The organism is Chloroflexaceae bacterium, assembly GCA_025057155.1.
In the GTDB taxonomy this organism is placed as follows: domain Bacteria; phylum Chloroflexota; class Chloroflexia; order Chloroflexales; family Chloroflexaceae; genus JACAEO01.
Genome location: JANWYD010000018.1, coordinates 1 through 20,527 on the forward strand (window position 1 = coordinate 1; position 20,527 = coordinate 20,527).

Below are 20,527 nucleotides of genomic sequence, written 5' to 3' on the forward strand. Positions count from 1 at the left end.
TTTGTTTTTTTTGCGGCTGTCTTATTTACTTTGGTTTTTTTCCCTTTCTTTTTTTTTTTCCCCTTTCTATCCCCCCCCTTTGGGGGCCCTCCCGGGCGGCACCGCCGCTGCTTCGGCCCTACCCTACACCACCAGCTTCACCAGATGCACACGGGTGCGCGGGCCGGTCTGCACGGCGGCCAGTTCCACGCCGGGCAGGTCGGCGGGAACGAGCGCCACGCCAGGCGGTACGTCAGCAACCACGCGGGCCGGCAGGGTCAGCGAGCCGGCGGCGGAGTCAAGCCGCACCTGGTCGCCGGAATGAATGTTGCGCCGCTCGGCGTCAGCCGGGTTCAATGCGACATACGGGGCCGGAATATGCCTCTCCAGTTTCGAGCCGCGCAGGAGCGGGTCGCCGCCATAGGCCAGGGGCTGGCTCAGCAGCAGCAGCGGCCGTTCGTCGGTCTGCGGGGGCGCGGGCCGGGGCGCCAGGTTGATGCTGACGGCGCCGCTTTCGACCGGCGCGGGCAGTTTGATCCCCACGCCCTCGGTATTCTCGTAGTTGGTGCCATCGTAGTAAATGGCCTCATTCGCCTGGCGGCCCCAGGTCCCCGGTTTGCCGGTGGCGGCCAGGGCGGTGTAGGTCACGCCAGCGTAGCCAGGCACGCGCTCGGCGATCTCGGCGGCGACCTCGGCGGCGGTCAGGTAGTCCCAGGCATCAGCCGCGTCACGGGGCGCCTGCTCGCCAGCGCGGGCGCTCAGGGCGCGGCCCACCTCGGCGAAGATCTGCCAGTCGGGCCGGCTCTGGCCCACGGGGCCGCGGGCCTGCCGCGAGCGCTGCACGCGCCGTTCGGCATTGGTGTACGTTCCCTCGCGCTCGGCCACGCTGGCGGCGGGCAGCACGACGTGGGCCAGGTGTGCAGTTGGGGTGAGGAAGAGATCCTGCACCACCACGAACTCGGCTTCGGCCAGGGCTGCGCGGGCGGCAGGCAGGCTGGCGGCGGGGTCAAGGCCGGCGATCCAGACCGCCCGCACCCGCCCGTCGCGAAGCGCCGGCCAGAGGTCGCGGGCGCCCAGACCGGGGCGGATGAGGGGCGCGTAGCCGGGGCGCGCGTCGGGGCGCACGCCCATGTCCAGGGCGCCGCGACTGTTGCCGCCGGACAGCAGAGCGATCAGCCCGCTGTGAGCCTGTCCGGCCTTGCCGCTTAGCGCCAGCAGCGCGCCCAGGGCCTCGACCACCGCCGGCCCGGCGCTGCGCGCTTCGGCCCCGTAGATGATCACCAGACGCCGGGCTTCGCCGAGAGCGCGGGCAGCAGCAGCAATCGTCTCCGCCGCCACCCCCGCGCGTTCGGTGATCCGCTCGACGGTCATGTCGTTGAGTACGCGCTTCAGGTCATCGAACCCGCTGCTTTTGACTGTCGGACGGTTGCCCGCGGCCAGCAATTCGCGCAGCAGTCCGTGGATGAAGGCCAGTTCTCCGCCGGGCAGGTAGCGGGCGGCGAGGGTGGCCGAGCGTTCCAGCTTGGTGGGGCGCAGGTTGGCGACGATCAACCCGGCGCCGCGCTGCGCCGCGCTGCGCAGTCGCAGTACGTAGAGCGGCGCCTCTTCTTCGGGATCGGCGCCCAGCACCAGCACCACGTCACCCGCGCCGAAATCCATCAGATTGGCATCCTTCCCCACGCCGAGCAACGCGCCCAGATCGTCGTGGGCCGGCTCGGCAGGCGCGCCGGTCAGGTGATCGAGATTGTTGCTCTCCAGTTGCTCGCGGAAGAGCTTCTGGAACAGGTAGAGATCCTCGTTGCTCATACGCGGCGAAGCCAGCCCGGCGATGGCCGCGCCGCCGCGGGAGCGTCGCGTCGCCTCGAGCTTCTCGGCCACCAGGCTCAGGGCCTCCTCCCAGCTCGCCTCGACCAGCTTCTCGCCCCGGCGGATCAGCGGGGTGGTCAGGCGGCTCTCGTGCTCGAAGAAGCGGTGGCCGAAGCGGCCCTTGTCGCAGAGCCAGATGTCGTTGACCGCCGCGTTTTCGCGGGGCATCACCCGCATCAGGCGCTCGTGGCGCATATCCAGGGTCATGTTGCAGCCCACCGGGCAGAGCGTGCAGACCGCGGGGATGGGGGTCAGCTCCCAGACGCGGGCGCGGAAGCGGAAATCGCTGCTGGTCAGCGCCCCCACCGGGCAGATGTCGGTAGTATTGCCGGAGAACTTGCTATCGAAGGGCGGGTCGCTTTTGGAGATGATCATCCAGTTGCGCCCGCGGTGGTCGAAGCCGAGCACTGGATCATCGGCCAGTTCATCCTGGAAGCGCACACAGCGCGAGCAGAGGATGCAGCGCTCGCGGTCGAGCAGGATCAGGTCGCCGAGAGGCACCGGCTTCTCGAAATGGACCTTATCGGTGTAGTCGAAACGGCTGGTGGCGGGTCCCCACTCCATGGTCAGGTTCTGCAAAGGGCACTCGCCACCCTTGTCGCACACCGGGCAATCGAGCGGATGCGAGGTGAGCAGGAACTCCAGCACCCCGCGCTGGGCGAACTTGACCTCGGGGCTCTGCGTGTTGACCACCATGCCCTCGCTGACCACCGTGGTGCAGGCGGTTTGCAACTTCGGCTGCATGGCGATGACCGGCTTGCCGTTGGCATCGAGGAGGGGTTCGCGGGTGGCGGGGTCGAGCTTCGGGGTCCCGATCTGCACCAGGCACATCCGGCACATCCCGACCGGCTTCATTCGCGGATGGTAGCAAAAGACCGGAATGGCGACCTGCGCCATCCGCGCCGCGTCAACCACGTTCGTTCCGGCGGGGACCTTGATGGTCACCCCGTCAACCGTAATGGTTACATCCGCCATATCTGCTCGCTTCCCAGGGCGTCAGTACATAATCTTCGACCGTGTCTTTGAGGCGGGAGGGTCTGGGCAGGCTTCGCCCTCCCAGAAACCCTCCTCTAGCGTTTCGCCGTCAGGGGGATCACCGGCCCGTGACGGCCATCGCCATGCCCATTCCCGTGGGGATGGTGGCGGCTGGCGGCCACAACGGCCTCGAACTCCTCGGGGAACAGCGTCAGGGCGCTCTTGATCGGCATCACGGCGCTTTCCCCCAGCAGGCAGAAACAGTTCCCGGCCATCTGGTTGTAGATGCTGTGCAGGGTCGGAATATCCTCGGGCGCGGCGCGGCCCTCTTCAGCGATGCGATGCAGCACCCTGACCAGCCAGTGGGTGCCTTCGCGGCAGGGGGTGCATTTGCCGCAGGACTCGTGCTTGAAGAACTCGTCCATCTTGTAGGCCACGTGGGGGGCCTTCACCGTATCGTTGAGCACGATCACCGCTCCGGAGCCGAGCATCGAGCCGGCAGCGGCGACGCTCTCGTAGTCGAGGGGCACATCAAGGTGCTCGTGGGTCAGCCACGGGGCCGAGGCCCCGCCGGGGATGATGATCTTCACCGGGCGGCCGCCGCGCATCCCGCCGCCGTACTCCGGGCTTTCGATCAACTCGCGCAGCGGCACGCCAAAGGGCAGTTCGTAGTTGCCGGGGCGGTTAACGTGGCCGGAGAGGGAAAAGCACTTGGTGCCGGGACTCTTCTCGGTCCCGTGACTGCGGTACCAGGCGACGCCCTTCTCGACGATGCGGGGCACATTGGCAAGGGTCTCGACATTATTAATGATCGTCGGCTTGCCATACAGCCCGGCCACAGCGGGAAAGGGCGGCTTAAGGCGCGGCTGCCCGATCTTGCCCTCCAGCGACTCCATCAGCGCCGTCTCTTCGCCGCAGATATAAGCGCCGGCGCCGCGATGCACGTAGATGTCGAGATCAAAACCTGTGCCGAGGATGTTCCGGCCCAGAAACCCGGCGCGGTAGGCCGCGGCGATGGCCCGTTCGAGGGTGATTGCCGCTGCGGCGAACTCACCGCGCATGTAGATATAGGCCGTGTGACACTCAATCGCATAGGCCGAAAGAGCCACGCCCTCAATCAATTGATGGGGATTGCGATCAATAATTTGGTGATTATTGAACGTGCCCGGCTCGGATTCATCACAATTACACAGCAAATAACGTGGATAGACGCCTTTAGGCAGAAAACCCCACTTGATGCCAGTAGGGAACCCGGCCCCGCCGCGGCCTCGCAATCCCGACTCCTTGACCATCGCCACGATCTCGGCGGGGGTCTTCTCCTTCAGCGCCATGCGATAGGCTTCCCAGCCCCCATGGCGACGGTACACCTCAAAGTCGTTAATATCGGGAACGTCCAGTTCCCGCATGATAATATGCTCGCTCAGGTCCATTGCACTACTCGCATTTCCAGCGCCGCGCGCCGCGGCGGGATGAAGAAGCGTTTTCCTGTTTGCGCCTCACAGCGGCGACCCCTTACGATCGGCAAGCTGGTCGTGGCCGGCATCGGCTTCGGGCACCGGCTCGGGTTCCGGCGGGGCGGACGGTGGCGCCGCGGGAAACTGGCGCGGCCGGTACGGCGCCGCGCGGTCGATCCGGATGAGCGCGCCGTCAGGTCCCCACTCGAAATCCTCGGCGAAGCGCCCGCTGACGCCGCGCTGCCGGGCCTCGGCGGCGCGGGCGCGCAGATTGGCCAGGAGCGCGTTGACCCGCTCGGGCGTCACGTCGTAGACATAATCAAGATTGGCCTGCAACACCGGCGCTCGGTCGCAAGCGGCCAGGCACTTGACGCGCTGGAGGGTGAACATCCCATCGCCGGTGGTCTGCTCCTCGACGATCCCCAGGCGCTGTTTCAGAGCGGCGATCAGTTCTTCGGCGCCGAGGTAACAGCAGGGCACATCATCGCACACCTGGAGCACCCAGGTTCCCACGGGACGCTTATAAAACAGCGTATAGAAGCCAACCACCTCGAAGACATCGGTGGGCGGCATATTGAGAATGGCGGCAACCTCGCGAATGGCCGTCTCGGTCAGGTAGCCGTAGGTGTCCTGCGCGAGGTAGAGCAGCGGCAGCACGGCGCTGCGCGGCGAGTGGTAACGCGAGAGAATGGCCTCAATTTCGTCCCTGTGGGTCTCCAGCAACATAAGCGTTCACCTGTGGCGCAGTTTTGAAGGGCTATCCGGGAGTATGCAGCAGGGCGTGGGAAACCCGGTTTCCTCGCACCCTGCCAGATAGTCTGTGAACGAAGTTTCCTTGCCTTTCCGCCCCCCTCCCGGCCTATCCTCGTTGGGGGGAGGAGCCAGACCCCCTTCCCCGGCGGGGGAGGGTTGGGGAGAGGGCGGAGTTGCCGAAAAACTTCATTCACAGAGTATTAAGAGATTTCATAACTTTATCTCCGCAGCGCCCTGGCTTCACTATGCCGCGTCGGAAGGATCTTGCGAAGGAGCGCAGCCCTCCGCGCCTCCTCGTGATGTGCGATGTTACCGATCAACTTCACCCAGCACCGGATCGAGACTGGCGATCAACGCCACGAGATCGGCGACCAGGCGGCCCTTCGCCATATGGGGGAGGGCCTGGAGGTTGATGAACGAGGGAGCGCGGAAGTGGACGCGCCAGGGCCTGGGGCTGCCGTCGCTGACCACGTAGCAACCGAGGATGCCGCGGGGGCTTTCGATGCTAACATAGGCGTCGCCGCGCGGCGGCTTGAAGCCCTCCGTCCACAGCTTGAAGTGGTGGATCAGCGCCTCCATGCTGTGGGTGATCTCGCTCTTGGGAGGCGGGGCCACCTTGCGGTCGAGGGTCATATGCGGGCCAGGACCAAGGGCGCGCAGGCGTTCCCAGGCCTGCCGGGCGATCTTGACGCTCTGGCGCATCTCGGCCATGCGCACGCGGTAGCGATCGTAGATGTCGCCGTTCTTGCCCACGGGGATCTCGAAATCATAGGTCTCGTAACCGCTGTAGGGCATCGCCTTGCGCACATCGTAGGGCACGCCGGAAGCGCGCAGGTTGGCCCCGGTGAGGCCATAGGCGATGGCCGCCTCGGCGTCAATCACGCCGACGCCGACGGTGCGCTCGAGCCAGAGGGGATTGCCGGTAAGCAGGGCCTCGTACTCGTCAATGCGCTCAGGCATGATCCGCAGCAGGGCGTCAACCGTGGGCAAGAAATCCGCCGGCACATCGTAGGCCAGGCCGCCGATGCGGATGTAACTGGTCATCATCCGCGCGCCGGAGACCAGTTCAAAAATATCCAGGATCTGCTCGCGCTCGCGGAAGGCGTAGAGGAACACGCTCATCGCCGCCAGGTCGAGGGCATGGGTGCCGAGCCAGACCAGGTGCGAGGCGATGCGTTGCAATTCGACCAGCAGCACCCGGATCACCTGCACCCGTTCGGGGATCTCGACCCCCAGCAGTTTCTCGACGGCGAGCGCATAGCAGAGGTTATTGGAGAGCGGCGCCAGGTAATCCATGCGGTCGGTGAGCACCACCGCCTTCTGGTAGGTCTTGCTCTCCATGGTCTTCTCGATACCGGTATGGAGATAGCCGACATCGGGCGCGACGTTCACCACCACCTCGCCATCGAGTTCCAGCACCAGCCGGAGCACGCCGTGGGTGCTGGGGTGGTGCGGCCCCATGTTGAGCACCATCGTCTCGGTCTTGCCGGCGATGGCCGGTCCGGTGATCTCCTGGGGGGTGGGCACGTGAAGCGTATTGGTCATGGGCGTATTCTCGGCGCGCGACCCGGAGGGGGGCGCAACGCATTATTCCTTCGCGAAGGGCTTATGGGCGTAGATCCGCTCCTGGTTGAAGGTAAAGGCGACCTCCTCCTCCACCAGGGGATGATCCTTGCGTTGCGGATGACCGATCCAGTCATCGGGCATCAGGATGCGGGCAAGGGCGGGATGCCCGTCGAACACGATGCCGAGCAGGTCGAAGGCTTCACGCTCCTGATAGTTGGCGGTCGGGAAGAGGGGCGTGAGGGAGGGCACGTGCGGATGCTCCTCCGGCGCGCCAACTTTCAGACAGACGCGGTGCAGGTGCAGCATGCTCACCAGGTGGGCCACCACCTCGAAGCGCGGGACACGTCCCAGATAATCGACGCCGCACAGATTCTCAAGGAACGTGTAGCGCAGGCCGGGATCATCGCGCAGGAAGCGAGCCACCTCCAGGTAGCGGTCGGGGCGCACAGTGAGGCTCAGATCGCCGCGGAACTCCACCGACTCAAGCACGGCATCGGGGAACTGAGCGGTGATGCGATGGAGCAGGATCTGGTTATCCATAGGTTAGCGCTACTTTCTGGCCGCATCAACCTGGAGCGGCGGCTGGCTGAGGCGGATGGGCTCCTCCTTCTTGCCGCTGATCTTTTCACGCTTTACCTTCTCGTGCAGGAGCATGATCCCGTGGATCAACGCTTCGGGGCGCGGCGGGCAGCCGGCGACATAGACATCCACCGGCACGACTTCATCCACGCCCTGCACGATAGCATAGTTGTTGAAAATGCCGCCGCAGGCGGCGCAATCACCCATGGCGATCACCCACTTGGGGTCGCTCATCTGGTCGTAGAGCCGGCGCACCACCGGAGCCATCTTCCGGCTGACGCGCCCGGCGACGATCATCAGGTCGGCCTGGCGGGGCGAAGCCCGGTTGATCTCCATGCCGAAGCGAGACAGGTCGTAGTTGGCGCTCTGGGCGCCCATCATCTCGATGGCGCAGCAAGCCAGGCCGAAGAGCAGCGGCCACATCGCATTGGTGCGGCCCCAGTTGACGACATATTCCAGCGAGGTGGTGATCACTCCCAGATCACCGGCCTTTTCTTCTATTCCCATGTCAGAGCCCCTTTCTTCCACTCATAGACGAACCCAATCACGAGCACCAGGAAGAAGACGCCGATGGCGATCAGGCCCGGCAGGCCAAGTTGCCGGAAGACCAGGGCGTACGGGTAGAAGAACACCACTTCGATATCGAAGACGATAAACAGCATCGCCACGACGTAGAACTTCACCGGGATGCGCCGGATGGCGGGGCCGATTGGCTCCATGCCCGACTCGTAGGGCGCCAGCTTGCGCGGGCTGCCGCGTCTGGGCCCCAGCAGCGACGAGAGGGTAATCACGAACACGGCGATAAAGACGGCGATCAGGAAGAGGATGAGGATGGGAAGGAACGAACCGAGCATGGCTCCCTCCATCAGGCGGGCGCCGTGACGCTGCGGCGGCAGTGCGGCGGCGCGCAAGTGCTCGAACCCCGGGTGGAAGCGATGACCCGATGGTCGTGGCGGGCGGTGTGCGAGCGGGCGATCAGATCAGGCGCTACCAGGAATTATACGCATCTTTAAACTTGTGTCAATGTGCACGATGGATGGGCAATCATATTGCAATAGGTTTACTTTTGCTGTGCGATCATCGTGAAGCATGGATCAAGCATTTCAGGGGCAATTCGCTTGCCGTTACACCCGGCTATGCAGGAAAGATCGTGCGCGCCCTGTGCAAATACTTTTCACTATGCTGGAATTATATGGCATTATTGCGCCCGGGGCGCAGCGTCCTCGAACGAAGCATGCGCCCCTTGCTGGACAGGCGGCGACGATGCAGGGAAACCGTGCGGCCTCGCACTCCGGCCAGGCGGGGGGAAAAGCTGATGCATGACCGGCAATTCTAGGCTATAATGTTGCCCGGTCACCCCCCTGTATGCGCAACGCAGCGTTCTGTGCCGGCTGGTCGCCCTCTGGCGATACGCACGGCCTGAGGGGCGGCCTGGCAAGAGTCTACCCGGGAGGAAGAAACGAGGATGGCTACGCGCACGGCTCCTGAAGGCGAGATCATCTCTATCAAGGACGGCAAACTGGTCGTTCCTGACCGTCCGATCATCCCCTTCGTGGAGGGCGACGGCACCGGTCCCGATATCTGGCGCGCAAGCGTGCGCGTCTTCGACGCCGCAGTCGAGAAAGCTTACGGCGGCAAACGGAAGATTGTCTGGCACGAGGTGCTCGCCGGCGAAAAAGCCTTCCGCGAGACCGGCAACTGGCTCCCCGATGAGACGGTCGAGGCCTTCCAGAAGTATCTGGTGGGCATTAAGGGGCCGTTGACCACGCCGGTCGGGGGCGGCATCCGTTCGCTCAACGTGGCGCTGCGCCAGCTCCTCGATCTCTACGTCTGTCTGCGCCCGGTGCGCCATTTCCGCGGCGTGCCGTCGCCGGTAAAGCATCCCGAAAAGGTGGATATGGTGATCTTCCGCGAGAATACGGAGGATCTCTACGCCGGGATCGAATATCGCGCCGGCACTCCCGAGGCGCAAAGAGTCCTTGATTTTCTGCGTGACACCTTTCCCGGCGATTTCGAGAAGATCCGCTTTGGCACGGCGGAAAAGACCGACGCCTTCCTGCGCATGCTGGGCGCCAATCCCGAGGGCAAGGTTGAGGTCGGCGTGGGCATCAAGCCGATCAGCCGCGTGGGCACCGAGCGGCTGGTCGGCGCGGCTATTCAGTACGCCATTCAGTTCAAGCGCAAAAGCGTGACCCTGGTCCATAAAGGGAACATTCAAAAGTTCAGCGAAGGCGCCTTCCGCGACTGGGGCTATGAGTATGCCGAGCGAGCCTTCGGCGACTACGTCTACACCTGGTCGCAGTGGGAGCGCACCCGCGCGGTGCAGGGCGAGGCCGCAGCCAATGCTGAGCAGGCCGAGGCCCTCAAGGCCGGGCGCATTCTCATTAAAGACGCCATCGCCGATATTACCCTCCAGCAGGTGCTCACGCGCCCCGACGAGTTTGATGTGATCGCCACTCCCAATCTCAACGGCGATTACCTCTCCGACGCCCTGGCGGCCCAGGTCGGCGGCATTGGCATCGCTCCCGGCGGGAACATCAACTATGTCACCGGCCATGCCATCTTCGAAGCCACCCACGGCACCGCCCCCAAGTACGCCAATCTCGACAAGGTCAACCCCGGCTCGGTCATCCTTTCCGGCGACATGATGCTGCGCTACATGGGCTGGATCGAAGCCGCCGATCTGATCGTCGCCGCCCTGGAGCGCACCATCCAGCAAAAGGTGGTGACCTATGACTTCGCTCGTCTGATGGAAGGCGCGCGCGAGGTGCGCACCTCACAGTTCGCCGATGCAATGATCGCCAACATGGACCGCGTCATCGGCGATGAGCGCCGCATCGGCCATGATATTGTCAGCCCCGACCTGGTGCGCCCGGTCGAGCACGAAACCTTCCCCCGCGCCACGGTAGGGGCGTTGATGACCCGCAATGTGGTGTCGGTGGCGGCCAATGCGCCGCTCAGCGATACGACGCACCTGATGCGCTCGCGGGGCATCACTTCCGTGGTGGTCGAGCCGACCGATGGCAAGGACTGGGGCATCATGACGATGCGCGATGTGCTCAAGAAGATCGTTCGCAACAATGTGCCCATGAATGGCATGACGGTTGATGAGATCGCCACGCGCCCGCTGATTACCATCTCCCCCGACAGGACCCTCGCCGAGTGCGCCGCGCTTATGCTGGAGAAGAACATTCGCCGCGTCGTGGTGGTCCGCGATGGCGTTCCGGTAGGGATCATCAGCGAGACGGACATCTTCCGCTATGTCGAGGAGCGCGACATAGTGGAAGGGGCGGCCCGGTAGGGGATTTGGGATTTGGGATTTGGGATTTTGGATTGGGTCGGGCGCATCGGCAGGGCATCAACCGCCCATAGATGAGCCCGATCCAGAATCTAAAATCCAAAATCCAGAATCGGTTTGCCGAGCCACGCTTCGTAGAGCGCCGCGAAGCGCCCCTCGATGATTGCGGTGCGAATGTCGGCCATGAGGGAGAGCAAGAAAGCCACGTTGTGCAGGCTGACCAGGCGAATGCCCAGCAGTTCCCCGGCCCGGTAGAGGTGATGAATGTAGGCCCGTGAGAAGGTGCGGCAGGCGGCGCATGCGCAGCCTGGCTGCAAAGGATCGTCATCTTCGCGGAGCGCGGCGTTCTGCACATTGAGCTTCCACCGTCGCTCCGGGTCGCGCACCAGCGCCGTGCCGTGACGGCCCAGGCGGGTCGGGCTGACGCAATCGAACATGTCAATACCCCGGGCCACGCCTTCGATGAGATCGTCCACATCGCCGACGCCCAGCAGGTGCCGCGCCAGCCCGTCGGGCAGGTGCGGCACGGTCATGTCAACCACCTCGTACATCTGCTCCTTGCTGGCCCCCAGTGATCCGCCGATGCACAGTCCATCAAAGCCCATATCGCCAAGGGTTTCGGCGCTCTCCCGTCGCAGGTCGGGAAATACGCCGCCGTGGACGATGCCGAAGAGCCGCTGGTCGGGATTGGGCAGGCGCTCCGCATCGCGCGCCCGATGGGCCTCAAGACAGCGCGCCGCCCAGCGGTGCGAGCGCTGCATGCTTTCGCGCGTGTACTCGTAGCCGGCGTGGTAAGGCGGCAGTTCATCGAAGCACAGGATTATATCCGCGCCCAGGTGGTGCTGCACCTCGATGCTGCGCTCAGGCGTAAAGACGTGGCGCGAGCCGTCCAGATAACTTTTGAAAATCACCGCGTCTTCGGTCACCTTCACCATATCATTGAGGCGCCCGGGCTGCTGGGGCCGGCGGCCCTTGATTTCGTCGGCGATCCCGCCGTGGACCAGCGAGAAGACCTGGAAGCCGCCGCTGTCGGTGAGGATGGGGCCGTGCCAGCCCGTGAAGCGGTGCAGGCCGCCGCGCCGGGCGATCAGTTCGTGACCGGGCTGCAGGTACAGGTGGTAGGTATTGCCGAGGATGATCTCTGCGCCGTGGGCGCGCAGTTCGTCGGGGGTAAGGGCCTTGACGCTGCCGCGCGTGCCCACTGGCATAAACACCGGTGTGGCAACCTCGCCATGCGCCGTTCGCAGCACGCCGGCACGGGCGCGTGAGGCCGGGTCGCGGGCCAGGATAGAGAACATTGGTGTCATACCTGTGTATTGTACCACGTTCCTTTGCAGGGGGTGGGAAACGGAGTTGCCCCTTCTTCTTCCAGCCGGCGGCAGGGGCGTTTTTCCTCATCCTCCTCCGCCTCGCTACGCTCGGCGCCCCCGCCCTCTCCACCAGGAGAGGGCAGGGGTCGGGGGAGGGTAAGGAGGGTCAAGCCGGTGTGCCGCGCAGCCGCCGCTCTTCCTCCCCCGCCCTCTCCACCAAAGGTGGAGAGGGCGGGGGTCGGGGGAGGGTGAGGAGGGTCAAGCCGGTGTGCCGCGCAGCCGCGCGAAGCCTATCTAACGACCAGCGGCAGCAGCGCCCGGTACTCGAATGTCACCGTGTTATCGCTGCTGGTCGAGGCGGTGTTGGGGTTGCCCAGCAGGTCGGTGACGGCCCCGGCAGGGATGCTGGCCGTTACCGTCCCGCCGCTGCGCATGCCGCTGACGGCGATGGTGAAGGTGGTGGCGTTGACGCGAGTGAGGGCGGCGCTAAGCGGGCCGCCCGCCGTGCCGCCGAGGGTCACGTCGCCAGGGGTGAAGGTGCTGGAGTCAATCGGCTCGCTGAAGGTGGCGGTGAACAGGATCGGGCCGCTGGCGGCCGGGTCGGGCTGTCCGGCGGCCTGTTCGACCGTGACGCCGGGGGCCACGTCGTCGCTCAGGAAGACATAGGCGGCGCCAGCGTCGGGGGCGTTTTCATTTGAAGCAGGACCGCTCCCATCCTCATAGGGCGCGCCGACGACCACGGTCGCGCCGGCGATGGCTGTTGACGTGCCGAAGAGATCGCCGGCCTGGGCGTTGGCGGCCTTAAGGTAGGCCCGCTGCGTCCAGGTCGCGCCGCTGCGGGTGAAGACGTAGGCCGCGCCAGCATCGGTGGCGCTGTTGTCGTCTGGATTATTCACACTGAGGCTGTCTTCGCCGGGCGCGCCGACGGCGAGAATGTCGCCATCAATGGCGACAAATGCGCCGAAGTAGTCCACGTTCCCGGCATTGGCGGCCTTGAGGTAGGCTTGCTGTGTCCAGTTCACGCTACTGCCGGTAAAGACGTAGGCGGCGCCGGAGCCGCCCTCGCCCGGCGCGCCGATGACCAGCGTATTGCCGTCAAGGGCGACGGCGTAGCCGAACTGGTCACCCGCAGCGATGCTGCTGGCCTTGAGATAGGCGCGCTGCGTCCAGGTTGCGCCGCTGCGGGTGAAGACATAGGCCGCGCCCGAGTTGTTGGCGCCATTGTCATTCGGGTTGGCAGGGGTGCTGCTATCCTCGTAGGGCGCGCCAACGACGATCGTATCGCCAGCAATCGCGACCGAACGCCCGAACTGGTCCTCCGTGCCAGCGTTGTCGGCCTTGAGGTAAGCCTGTTGCGACCACGTGGTTCCGTTGCGGACGAAGACGTAGGCCGCGCCAGCGTTAGAGGCGCTGTTGTCGTTAGGGTTGGCGGGATTGCCGCTGTCTTCGTTATAGGCGCCGACAACGATGGTGTTGCCGGAGATGGCCACCGAGCGGCCAAAGTAGTCTTGCACGCCAGGATTGCTGGCCTTAAGGTAGGCCTGTTGCGACCAGGCGGTTCCATTGCGGACGAAGACGTAGGCCGCGCCGGAGTCATCGGCGCTGTTGTCGCCAGGGTTGCCGGGGATGCCGCTTTGCTCCCCCGATGCGCCTACGACGAGGGTATCACCGTCAATGGCCACGGCGAACCCGAAGTCATCGCCCGGATCGCGAAGAGCGGCCTTGAGGTAGGCCTGCTGGGTCCATGTCGCGCCACTGCGGGCAAATACATAGACTGCGCCGGTATCCTGGGCGCTGTTGTCGTCGGGAGTGGCAGGGTTGCCGCTGTCTTCAAAGCGCGCGCCGACAACAATCGTATCACCGTCAACCGCGACGGTGTAAGCAAACTCATCGTTCGCGCTGGCGTTGGCGGCCTTGAGGTAGGTCGTCTGCACGACGGGGTCAATCGTCAGCGGGTAGATCGCCGCGGCATCGTCGAGGGCCAGCGTCACATGCCCGTCGCGCACCTCGATGCGCCCGGCGACCTCTCGCCCGGTCGCGTCCCAGGCCTGCAGGGTATGATAGTGGAGCACCGTATTCCCGGCGCGATCCAGGAAGCGCACCGCCTCTCCAGCCAGCGCCGGGCGCAGGTCGCCTTCGGGGGCCAGCCAGAGGCGCAGCGGCGCGCGTCCATCGAAGCCCTCCGGCCGCCGCTCCAGGGTAAAGCCCTGTTTAAGGCCATCGGGACGGTTCACCCACCACTCGGTGACGGTCCGGCTCCAGACGTAGCGCGCCTGCAGGCCGCTGGCACTCACGTGCATCGGTCGGGTGAGCGGCAGGGGTTCGCGGTAGCCATAGGCGGCGAAGCGCAGCCGCCACTGCCAGGCGGCCTCCTGATCGGGACGCAGGCTCACCGTGCCGTCAGGGGCAAAGCTCACGCGCCAGCCCTGGCGGGGGTTGGCGGCGCGGTAGCCATTGGCGCTGGTGAGGAGGTGGTAGGCAGGGGGCGCCAGCAGGCGGCGCACAGCGGCCCAATCCGCGGCGTCGAGGCGCGTGGAGGCCAGCCGCGTCTCTGCGCCACGGGCGCCGGAGCTCTGACGAAAGACGGGAAGCGGACTGGCGGTGGGCCGGGCCATCACTCGCAGCAGCGGCAGGGTAAAGAGCAGGGCGAGGAGCAGGCGCCACAAGGCAGAACGGGGACGCACAGAGGCCGGGAGCGAGGGAGTGAGCAGCACCGGGTTCCTCCTGGTTCAACCAGAGCGAAACAGCAGCACCACACTGCACGGAAAACCATTGCCATTATAGCCAGAGCTTTTGTACATGCGAAGTCGCCCGCATAACAGTATGGTCATCCATTGCTGCCGGCGCCCTCGCAGGCATAAGGCGCAGGGCTATGCCACGTCGCCTCCCGCTTGCCTTTCCTCCTCACGTTCGCGTCTGATAACAATATCGTAAGGCATGGTCGTTTCGGCTTCGCCGGCGCCCCGCGGTTCCACGAGGAGATAATCCAGAAGCGGTATAATCTCCGAAGGCTCGCCGGCTGCGAACCTCATCAGAGCAACGCTGCGTAGACCGTTTCTCATAGGGAATGCCCCCGCATATGGACGATACTCAACGCGCCGCAGAGTTGCGGCGGATGCAGCGCCTGGCGACGGGCCTGCTGATCCTGGTGACGATCATCTTTGTGGTTGCGACCCTTTACCGCCATCTGGGGCCATGGGTGGGTTTTGTGCGCGCCTTCTCCGAAGCGGCGATGATCGGCGCCCTGGCGGACTGGTTCGCCGTGACGGCGCTCTTCCGCCATCCGCTTGGCTTACCTATTCCTCACACGGCGATCATCCCCCAGCGCCGCGAGCGCATCGCCGAGAGCCTGGGACGCTTCATCGAGCGGAACTTCCTCGACCCTGATCGTATTGCAGAACGGCTACGCAGGCAGGATATCGCCGGGCGCATCGCCCAGATGCTGCGTGACCCCCGGCGCAGCACCCAGGCTGCCGATGTGGTCGCCGAGAGTATGGCCGGCCTGTTGCGCGTCGTGAACGATGAGGAGGTTGGAGCGCTGCTCCAGCGCACGCTGAGCGAGCGCCTCGGCGCCGTGCCCGCCACCTCGCTCGTCGCGCAACTGCTGGGCATCGTCGTCGCCGAGCATCGCCAGCGCGATGTGTTGCTGCAACTGGTGCGCGTGCTGACGGAGTGGATCGAGGACAATCAGGAGATGATCCGTAAACGGATCGCTGGCGAGTTGCCCGCCTGGGTGCCGCGAATCGTGGACCAGAAGATCTATGAGCGGCTGCTCGACGGCGCGCGCAAGATCCTGAGCGAACTGAGCGAGGACCCCGATCACCCGCTCTACGAGCAATTCACCAACACGCTCGATGCCTGGATCGTCAATTTGCAGTACGATCCCGATGTTCGCGCCCGCGGCGAGGAGTTGAAGCAGGAGTTGCTGAAACATCCTCGCCTGCGGGAGGTGGCGGGGAACCTGTGGCAGGACGTGAAGGCGAATCTGTTAATGCAGAGCGCCACGCCGGGTTCCTCGCTGCGCCTTTCCATTGCCCGTGGTCTCAGCCACGTTGGCGATGTGCTCGAACGCGACCCGGAATGGCGCCTGCGGGTCGAGGGCTGGACCGAGGAACTGGTCCGGTACGCGGTGCGGCGCTATGGGCGCGCGGCCGGCGATTTTGTGACCCAGACGGTGCGTTCCTGGGAGACCGCCGAGGTAACGCGCAAGATCGAACTGGCCATCGGGCGCGATTTGCAGTTTATTCGCATTAACGGCACCATCGTGGGTGGTCTGGCGGGGCTGGTGATCTATACCGTGTCGTTGTTGTTGTTATAGGAGGGTTTTCCTGGGAAGGGAGTCGTCCTCGCAAACCCTCCCCGCGGGCGGGGATGTGGAGCAATCAGGGTTCCCCACGCCTCATAACGGCACATCGCGCGCCAGCAGGTCGTCTTCGGTCTCGCGGCGCTGGATGAGGCGGGCGCGCCCCTCGGCCACGAGGATAGCGGCGGGCCGGGGCGTCAGATTGTAGGTGCCGGCCATGCTGAGGGTGTAAGCCCCGGCGGTGGCGACGGCCAGCAGATCGCCGGGACGAGCCGGGGGAAGCGGGGCATCGTGCAGGAGCACATCGCCCGACTCGCAGTAGCGTCCGGCGACGGTGACGGGCGGGCCGGGAGGCTCTCCGGCGCGATTGGCCAGCAGCGCGGTGTAGCGGGCGTTGTAGAGCGCCGGACGCGGGTTGTCGGCCATGCCGCCGTCAACGTGGATGTACCGCGTCGTTCCATCGGCGGCCAGTTTGCGCCCGACGACCGTGTAGAGAGCTACGCCCGCCCGCGCGACGATCGAGCGCCCCGGTTCGACCGTCAGGCGCGGCAGTGGCAAGGCATCGGCGGCGCACTGCTCGCGCAGTGTGGCGCTCAGGGCCGTGGCGTAGGCTCCGATGTCGGGTGCGGCTTCTTCGGCCAGATAGGGGGCGCCCAGGCCCCCGCCAGGGCTAAGTTCCTCCGCCGTCAGGCCGTGGCGGGCGCGCAGGCGGGCCGCCAGCTTCACCAGGACGACGACGGTGGCCCGGAGCGGTTCCAGGTCAAAGAGTTGCGAACCGATGTGGGCGTGCAGCCCGAGAAAGCGCAGGCCAGAGCTGGCGCGCAACCGCGTCGCGGCGGCGTCAAGCGCTTCGGGGGGCAGGCCAAACTTGGAGTCCGCGCCGCCGGTGGCGATGGAGGCGTGGGTGCGCGCGGCGATGCCCGGCGCCACGCGCAGGAGAACGCCCTGGGGTCTTGCGCGTCCGTTCGTCAGCGTGGCGAGCCGGTCCAGTTCATCGAGGTTGTCAACCACCACCGCGCCGACGCCCCAGGCCACGGCGCGCTCCAGTTCCGCGTCGCCGGGGGCGTTGCCGTGAAAGTGGACCCGCTCCAGCGGCACGCCAGCGCACCGCGCCACCAGCAATTCCGCTCCGGAGACGACGTCCAGACCCAGGCCCTCCTGCGCGACGATCTGGGCCAGCGCGATGTTGAGCAGCGCCTTGGCGGCGTAGTGCACCCCGAAGGGCGCCCCCTGGCTGCGGAAGGCCTCCAGGTAGGCGCGCATCGCATTGCGCAGCGTCGCCTCGTCCAACACGTACAGGGGCGTGCCGTAGGCAGCGGCGAGGGCCTGCGCGTCGCATCCGCCGACGTGGAGCCGGCCCGCGCTGATGGTCGCCGTATCCGGCCAGATGTGGCGGGGAAGCATCGTCAAGCGATACCATCTACCAAACACGCTCACACCGCAGAGGGCGCGGAGGGGCGCAAGGGACTTCAAAAAGCTCACCTCTGCGTGCTCTGCGGTAAATCCGAGCACGTACCATCAAGCGGTCATTCGGGCGGGGGGCCTCACGCCGCGCCCTCCAGCCCCAGGCGCGGCGCGGCGGCGCGCAGCCCGGCGATCACCTCGGCGATCAGGTCATCGAGGGGCATGCCGATAACCTCCGCGCCATGACGCATACCCTCGCGGCTCACCTTGGCGGCGAAGGCCTTGTCCTTCATCTTCTTCTTTACCGACGCCACCTCGACGCTGTGGATAGACCTGTCCGGGCGCACCAGGGCCACGGCGGTCACAAAACCGCTCAATTCATCCACGGCGTAAAGCGCCCGCTCCAGGGGCGACTCGGGGGCGATGCCGCTATAGTCGGCGTGGCTGAGAATAGCGCGCAACACCTCGGGCGGCCAGCCGGTGTCGCGCAGATACTTCACGCCATAGAAAGGATGTCCGGGCAGCGTTTCAGGCACCGGTTCGCCAGTGATCAGGGCGCGTGCCAGCGCATGCACCTCTGGCGTGTCTTCAGGCATATCGGGGTAGCGCTCAAAGTCCATATCGTGGAGCAGGCCCACAGCGCCCCAGAGGTCGGCGTCCGCGCCGTTCCGCTGGGCGAAGTGGACCATGCAGGCTGACACCGCCTCGCAGTGTTTGCGCAGGCTATCGGCGGCGACCCAGGTGTAGAGCGTCTCACGGGCGCGGTCGGTGAGCATCGGGGGTCTCCTGCTGGTCTGATTGGCGCTTGTTCTCTCTATCATACCGCAGATCGGCACGGGACGGTGAGGAGGTCCAGGCGGTGGAACAGGACCGAAGAGCTACTGTCCGCGGGCGCGGAAGAGGGTAGCATGTGCCGGGAAAATTAGTGCAAGCCTTGATTGCGGCGGTTCACGCTATGCACGCGGAGAGGCGCGGGGAGGCGCGGCCTCCCTGCAACCCCCGTTCCGCCCGCGGCAGATGCATGTCTCAGGGAAGCAAAGACGAGTCTGCCGCCGCGGGCGGAACCGGCGAGCGTACCGGGCGCACGCCTCCACGGCTCTCCTCCCAACCGGCGCGCAACAGGCTACACCGGAAAGTGCGTCTTAACTTGTCTCAGACCTCACAGGTTTATCAAACCTGAGAGGTCTGGGGGGATACGGAGCCAGCATGCCTCACCATCGCTATCTTCACCGAATCGCGCTGATGCTGATCCCGGCGATCCTGGCCGGCCTGACGCTTTCTCCGGCGGCGCCAGCGCGGGCTGCGCCGGAGCGACCGATCATGGCCTTCTACTATCCCTGGTGGGAGCTTTCGGACTGGTCATACAGCCGGATGAGCGACCTGCCAGCGCCGCGCTACAGCGGCGGCGATGAAGAGGCCATGCGCCGCCACGTGCAGCAGGCCGATGACGCGGGCATTGACGCCCTGGTGTGCACCTGGTACGGTCCCGACGAAGACCGGTTGAACAAGCGCTGCCGCCGGCTGATCGAACTGGCCCGCGAAGGAGGCCGCGACCTGCAGGTGGCGATTATCCCCGATCACTCAGCCTGGGGCGCTCTGCGGAGCATCGAAAGTCTGGCGCGGGCTGTGGACGTGCTGAAGCGCGACTTTTTCAGCCAGCCGAACTACCTGCGCTACCAGGGCCGCCCGGTGGTGTTCTGGTTCAACCCGCCCGCCCTGGGCGACGTGGGCGCGTGGCGCGAGTTGCGCAACCGGGCCGATCCGGGACGCGAGCAGTTCTGGTTTGGCGGCACGGACAATTTCGGCTATCTGGAGATCTACGACGCGCTCTACTACTTTGACATCAGTTGGGAGCGCCGGCCCGGCGCGGCCATGGCCTCGTATGCAAGCCGGCTCGAACAGTGGAACCGCGCCAACGGGCAGAACCGGCCCTTCGTCGCCACGGTGATGCCTGGCTACGACGATCTGCGCATCCGCGGCGGCCATGCCCGCGACCGGCAGAACGGCGAGTACTACCGGAGCACATGGCAGACGGCCATCGAGCGTAACGCGCAGGCTGTGGTGCTCACCAGCTTCAACGAGTTCTACGAAGGCAGCCACATCGAGCCGAGTGAGCGCTATGGCGACCTCTACCTCCGCCTGACCCGCGAACTGAGCGACCGCTTCCGGCGCGAGGTCGGTCAGGTCGCGCTCCCGCCGGAACCAGCCCCCGCGAATTGCCAGACCTTCCCCGAGACGGGTCACCAGGTGTGCGGGCGCCTGCTCGCCTACTGGCGCGAGAACGGCGGCTTGCCGGTCTTCGGCTTGCCGATCAGTCCCCAGCGGAGCGTCACCATTGAGGGGCGCGAGGTGCAGGCCCAGGAGTTTGAGCGTAATCGTCTAGAGCTGCATCCGCAGAACCAGCGGCCCTACGACGTGCTGCTCGGACGACTGGGCGCCGAGGCGCTGGCGCGTCAGGGCCGCGACTGGCAGCAGTTTGCCCGGGTAAGCGGCGCGCCTGCCGGCTGTCTGTATTTTGCCGAGACCGGTCACAGCCTCTGCGAGCCGTTCCTGAGCTACTTCCGAGGGCGGGGGCTGGAGTTCGACGGGCGGCGCGGCTACAGTCTGGCCGAGAACCTGGCCCTCTTCGGCCTGCCGCTCAGCGAGCCGCAGACCGAGACGATCGAGGGGCGCGCGCTGACAGTGCAGTGGTTCGAGCGCGCGCGCTTCGAATGGCACCCTGACAATCCCGATCCGTACCGGGTGTTGCTAGGGCGGCTGGGGGCGGAAGGACGCTGATATGATTTTAGATTGTGGATTTTTGATTTTGGAGTTGGCGCGGTTGCGGCCAACACTGTATATCCGGCATAGATGCAGGGAAATCGGGGTTCCCGCTTTTACTCCACGGGCAGGGAGATGGGAAAACCAGCGTTCCCGGCCTGGTCCCCCCCTGGCCAGGGCGTAGGAAAACCCTGGATATCCCGCGCGCAACCAGAGGGTTGCGCGAACGCTCCAAAGTTAAGAAATCATTACTCAGGGGGATCGCAGGGGCCTGTGTCGT

The 20,527-nt window shown here is 65.5% G+C and carries 14 protein-coding genes; 3 read left to right on the forward strand and 11 right to left on the reverse strand.

The annotated features are described in order from the left end of the window. Positions 1 to 123 precede the first annotated feature (123 nt). The 7 genes from nuoG to ndhC form a co-directional block, all read right to left on the reverse strand. A complete protein-coding gene (gene nuoG, locus NZU74_15675; GenBank protein ID MCS6882775.1) occupies positions 124 to 2,820 on the reverse strand; it encodes an NADH-quinone oxidoreductase subunit NuoG in 2,697 nt (898 codons plus the stop codon). A 95-nt stretch (positions 2,821 to 2,915) separates the two neighbouring features. Beyond that, on the reverse strand, positions 2,916 to 4,250 hold the full coding sequence (gene nuoF / locus NZU74_15680; GenBank protein ID MCS6882776.1) for an NADH-quinone oxidoreductase subunit NuoF: 1,335 nt from the start codon (positions 4,248 to 4,250) through the stop codon (positions 2,916 to 2,918). Positions 4,251 to 4,316: 66 nt separating this feature from the next. Then, the gene (locus NZU74_15685; GenBank protein ID MCS6882777.1) at positions 4,317 to 5,000 is read right to left on the reverse strand and encodes an NAD(P)H-dependent oxidoreductase subunit E; all 684 of its coding nucleotides are present in this window, start codon (positions 4,998 to 5,000) and stop codon (positions 4,317 to 4,319) included. A gap of 336 nt (positions 5,001 to 5,336) precedes the next feature. Further along, entirely contained in the window at positions 5,337 to 6,572 is a 1,236-nt protein-coding gene (gene nuoD, locus NZU74_15690; protein MCS6882778.1) for an NADH dehydrogenase (quinone) subunit D, read from the reverse strand. Between the two features lie 42 nt (positions 6,573 to 6,614). Next, positions 6,615 to 7,133, reverse strand: coding sequence for an NADH-quinone oxidoreductase subunit C (locus NZU74_15695; protein MCS6882779.1), 519 nt, complete (start codon positions 7,131 to 7,133; stop codon positions 6,615 to 6,617). A gap of 9 nt (positions 7,134 to 7,142) precedes the next feature. Continuing rightward, positions 7,143 to 7,679, reverse strand: coding sequence for an NADH-quinone oxidoreductase subunit B (locus NZU74_15700; protein ID MCS6882780.1), 537 nt, complete (start codon positions 7,677 to 7,679; stop codon positions 7,143 to 7,145). Further along, entirely contained in the window at positions 7,670 to 8,026 is a 357-nt protein-coding gene (gene ndhC / locus NZU74_15705) for an NADH-quinone oxidoreductase subunit A (protein ID MCS6882781.1), read from the reverse strand. The genes NZU74_15700 and ndhC overlap by 10 nt, the downstream gene beginning before the upstream one ends. A 611-nt stretch (positions 8,027 to 8,637) precedes the next feature. On the opposite strand from ndhC, the gene icd reads away from it, so the two are divergent. Continuing rightward, complete coding sequence (gene icd / locus NZU74_15710) at positions 8,638 to 10,473, forward strand: NADP-dependent isocitrate dehydrogenase (GenBank protein ID MCS6882782.1); 1,836 nt, start codon at positions 8,638 to 8,640, stop codon at positions 10,471 to 10,473. A gap of 89 nt (positions 10,474 to 10,562) precedes the next feature. Here the strand turns inward: icd and tgt are convergent, their stop codons facing one another. Further along, entirely contained in the window at positions 10,563 to 11,768 is a 1,206-nt protein-coding gene (gene tgt / locus NZU74_15715) for a tRNA guanosine(34) transglycosylase Tgt (protein MCS6882783.1), read from the reverse strand. A 302-nt stretch (positions 11,769 to 12,070) separates the two neighbouring features. Continuing rightward, complete coding sequence (locus NZU74_15720; GenBank protein MCS6882784.1) at positions 12,071 to 14,494, reverse strand: Ig-like domain-containing protein; 2,424 nt, start codon at positions 14,492 to 14,494, stop codon at positions 12,071 to 12,073. Positions 14,495 to 14,859: 365 nt separating this feature from the next. Between NZU74_15720 and NZU74_15725 the strand changes: the two genes are divergently transcribed. Beyond that, positions 14,860 to 16,098 carry a DUF445 domain-containing protein gene (locus NZU74_15725; protein MCS6882785.1) on the forward strand — a complete coding sequence of 413 codons (1,239 nt, stop codon included), beginning with the start codon at positions 14,860 to 14,862 and terminating at the stop codon, positions 16,096 to 16,098. A gap of 81 nt (positions 16,099 to 16,179) precedes the next feature. On the opposite strand, the gene lysA is transcribed toward NZU74_15725, so the two are convergent. Together lysA and NZU74_15735 are read right to left on the reverse strand one after the other, a co-directional pair. Beyond that, entirely contained in the window at positions 16,180 to 17,487 is a 1,308-nt protein-coding gene (lysA, locus tag NZU74_15730) for a diaminopimelate decarboxylase (GenBank protein ID MCS6882786.1), read from the reverse strand. Between the two features lie 140 nt (positions 17,488 to 17,627). After that, entirely contained in the window at positions 17,628 to 18,263 is a 636-nt protein-coding gene (locus NZU74_15735; GenBank protein ID MCS6882787.1) for an HD domain-containing protein, read from the reverse strand. A gap of 430 nt (positions 18,264 to 18,693) precedes the next feature. Here NZU74_15735 and NZU74_15740 point away from each other — a divergent pair, with 430 nt between their 5' ends. Next, on the forward strand, positions 18,694 to 20,265 hold the full coding sequence (locus NZU74_15740) for a glycoside hydrolase family 99-like domain-containing protein (GenBank protein MCS6882788.1): 1,572 nt from the start codon (positions 18,694 to 18,696) through the stop codon (positions 20,263 to 20,265). The last annotated feature ends 262 nt before the right edge of the window (positions 20,266 to 20,527 follow it).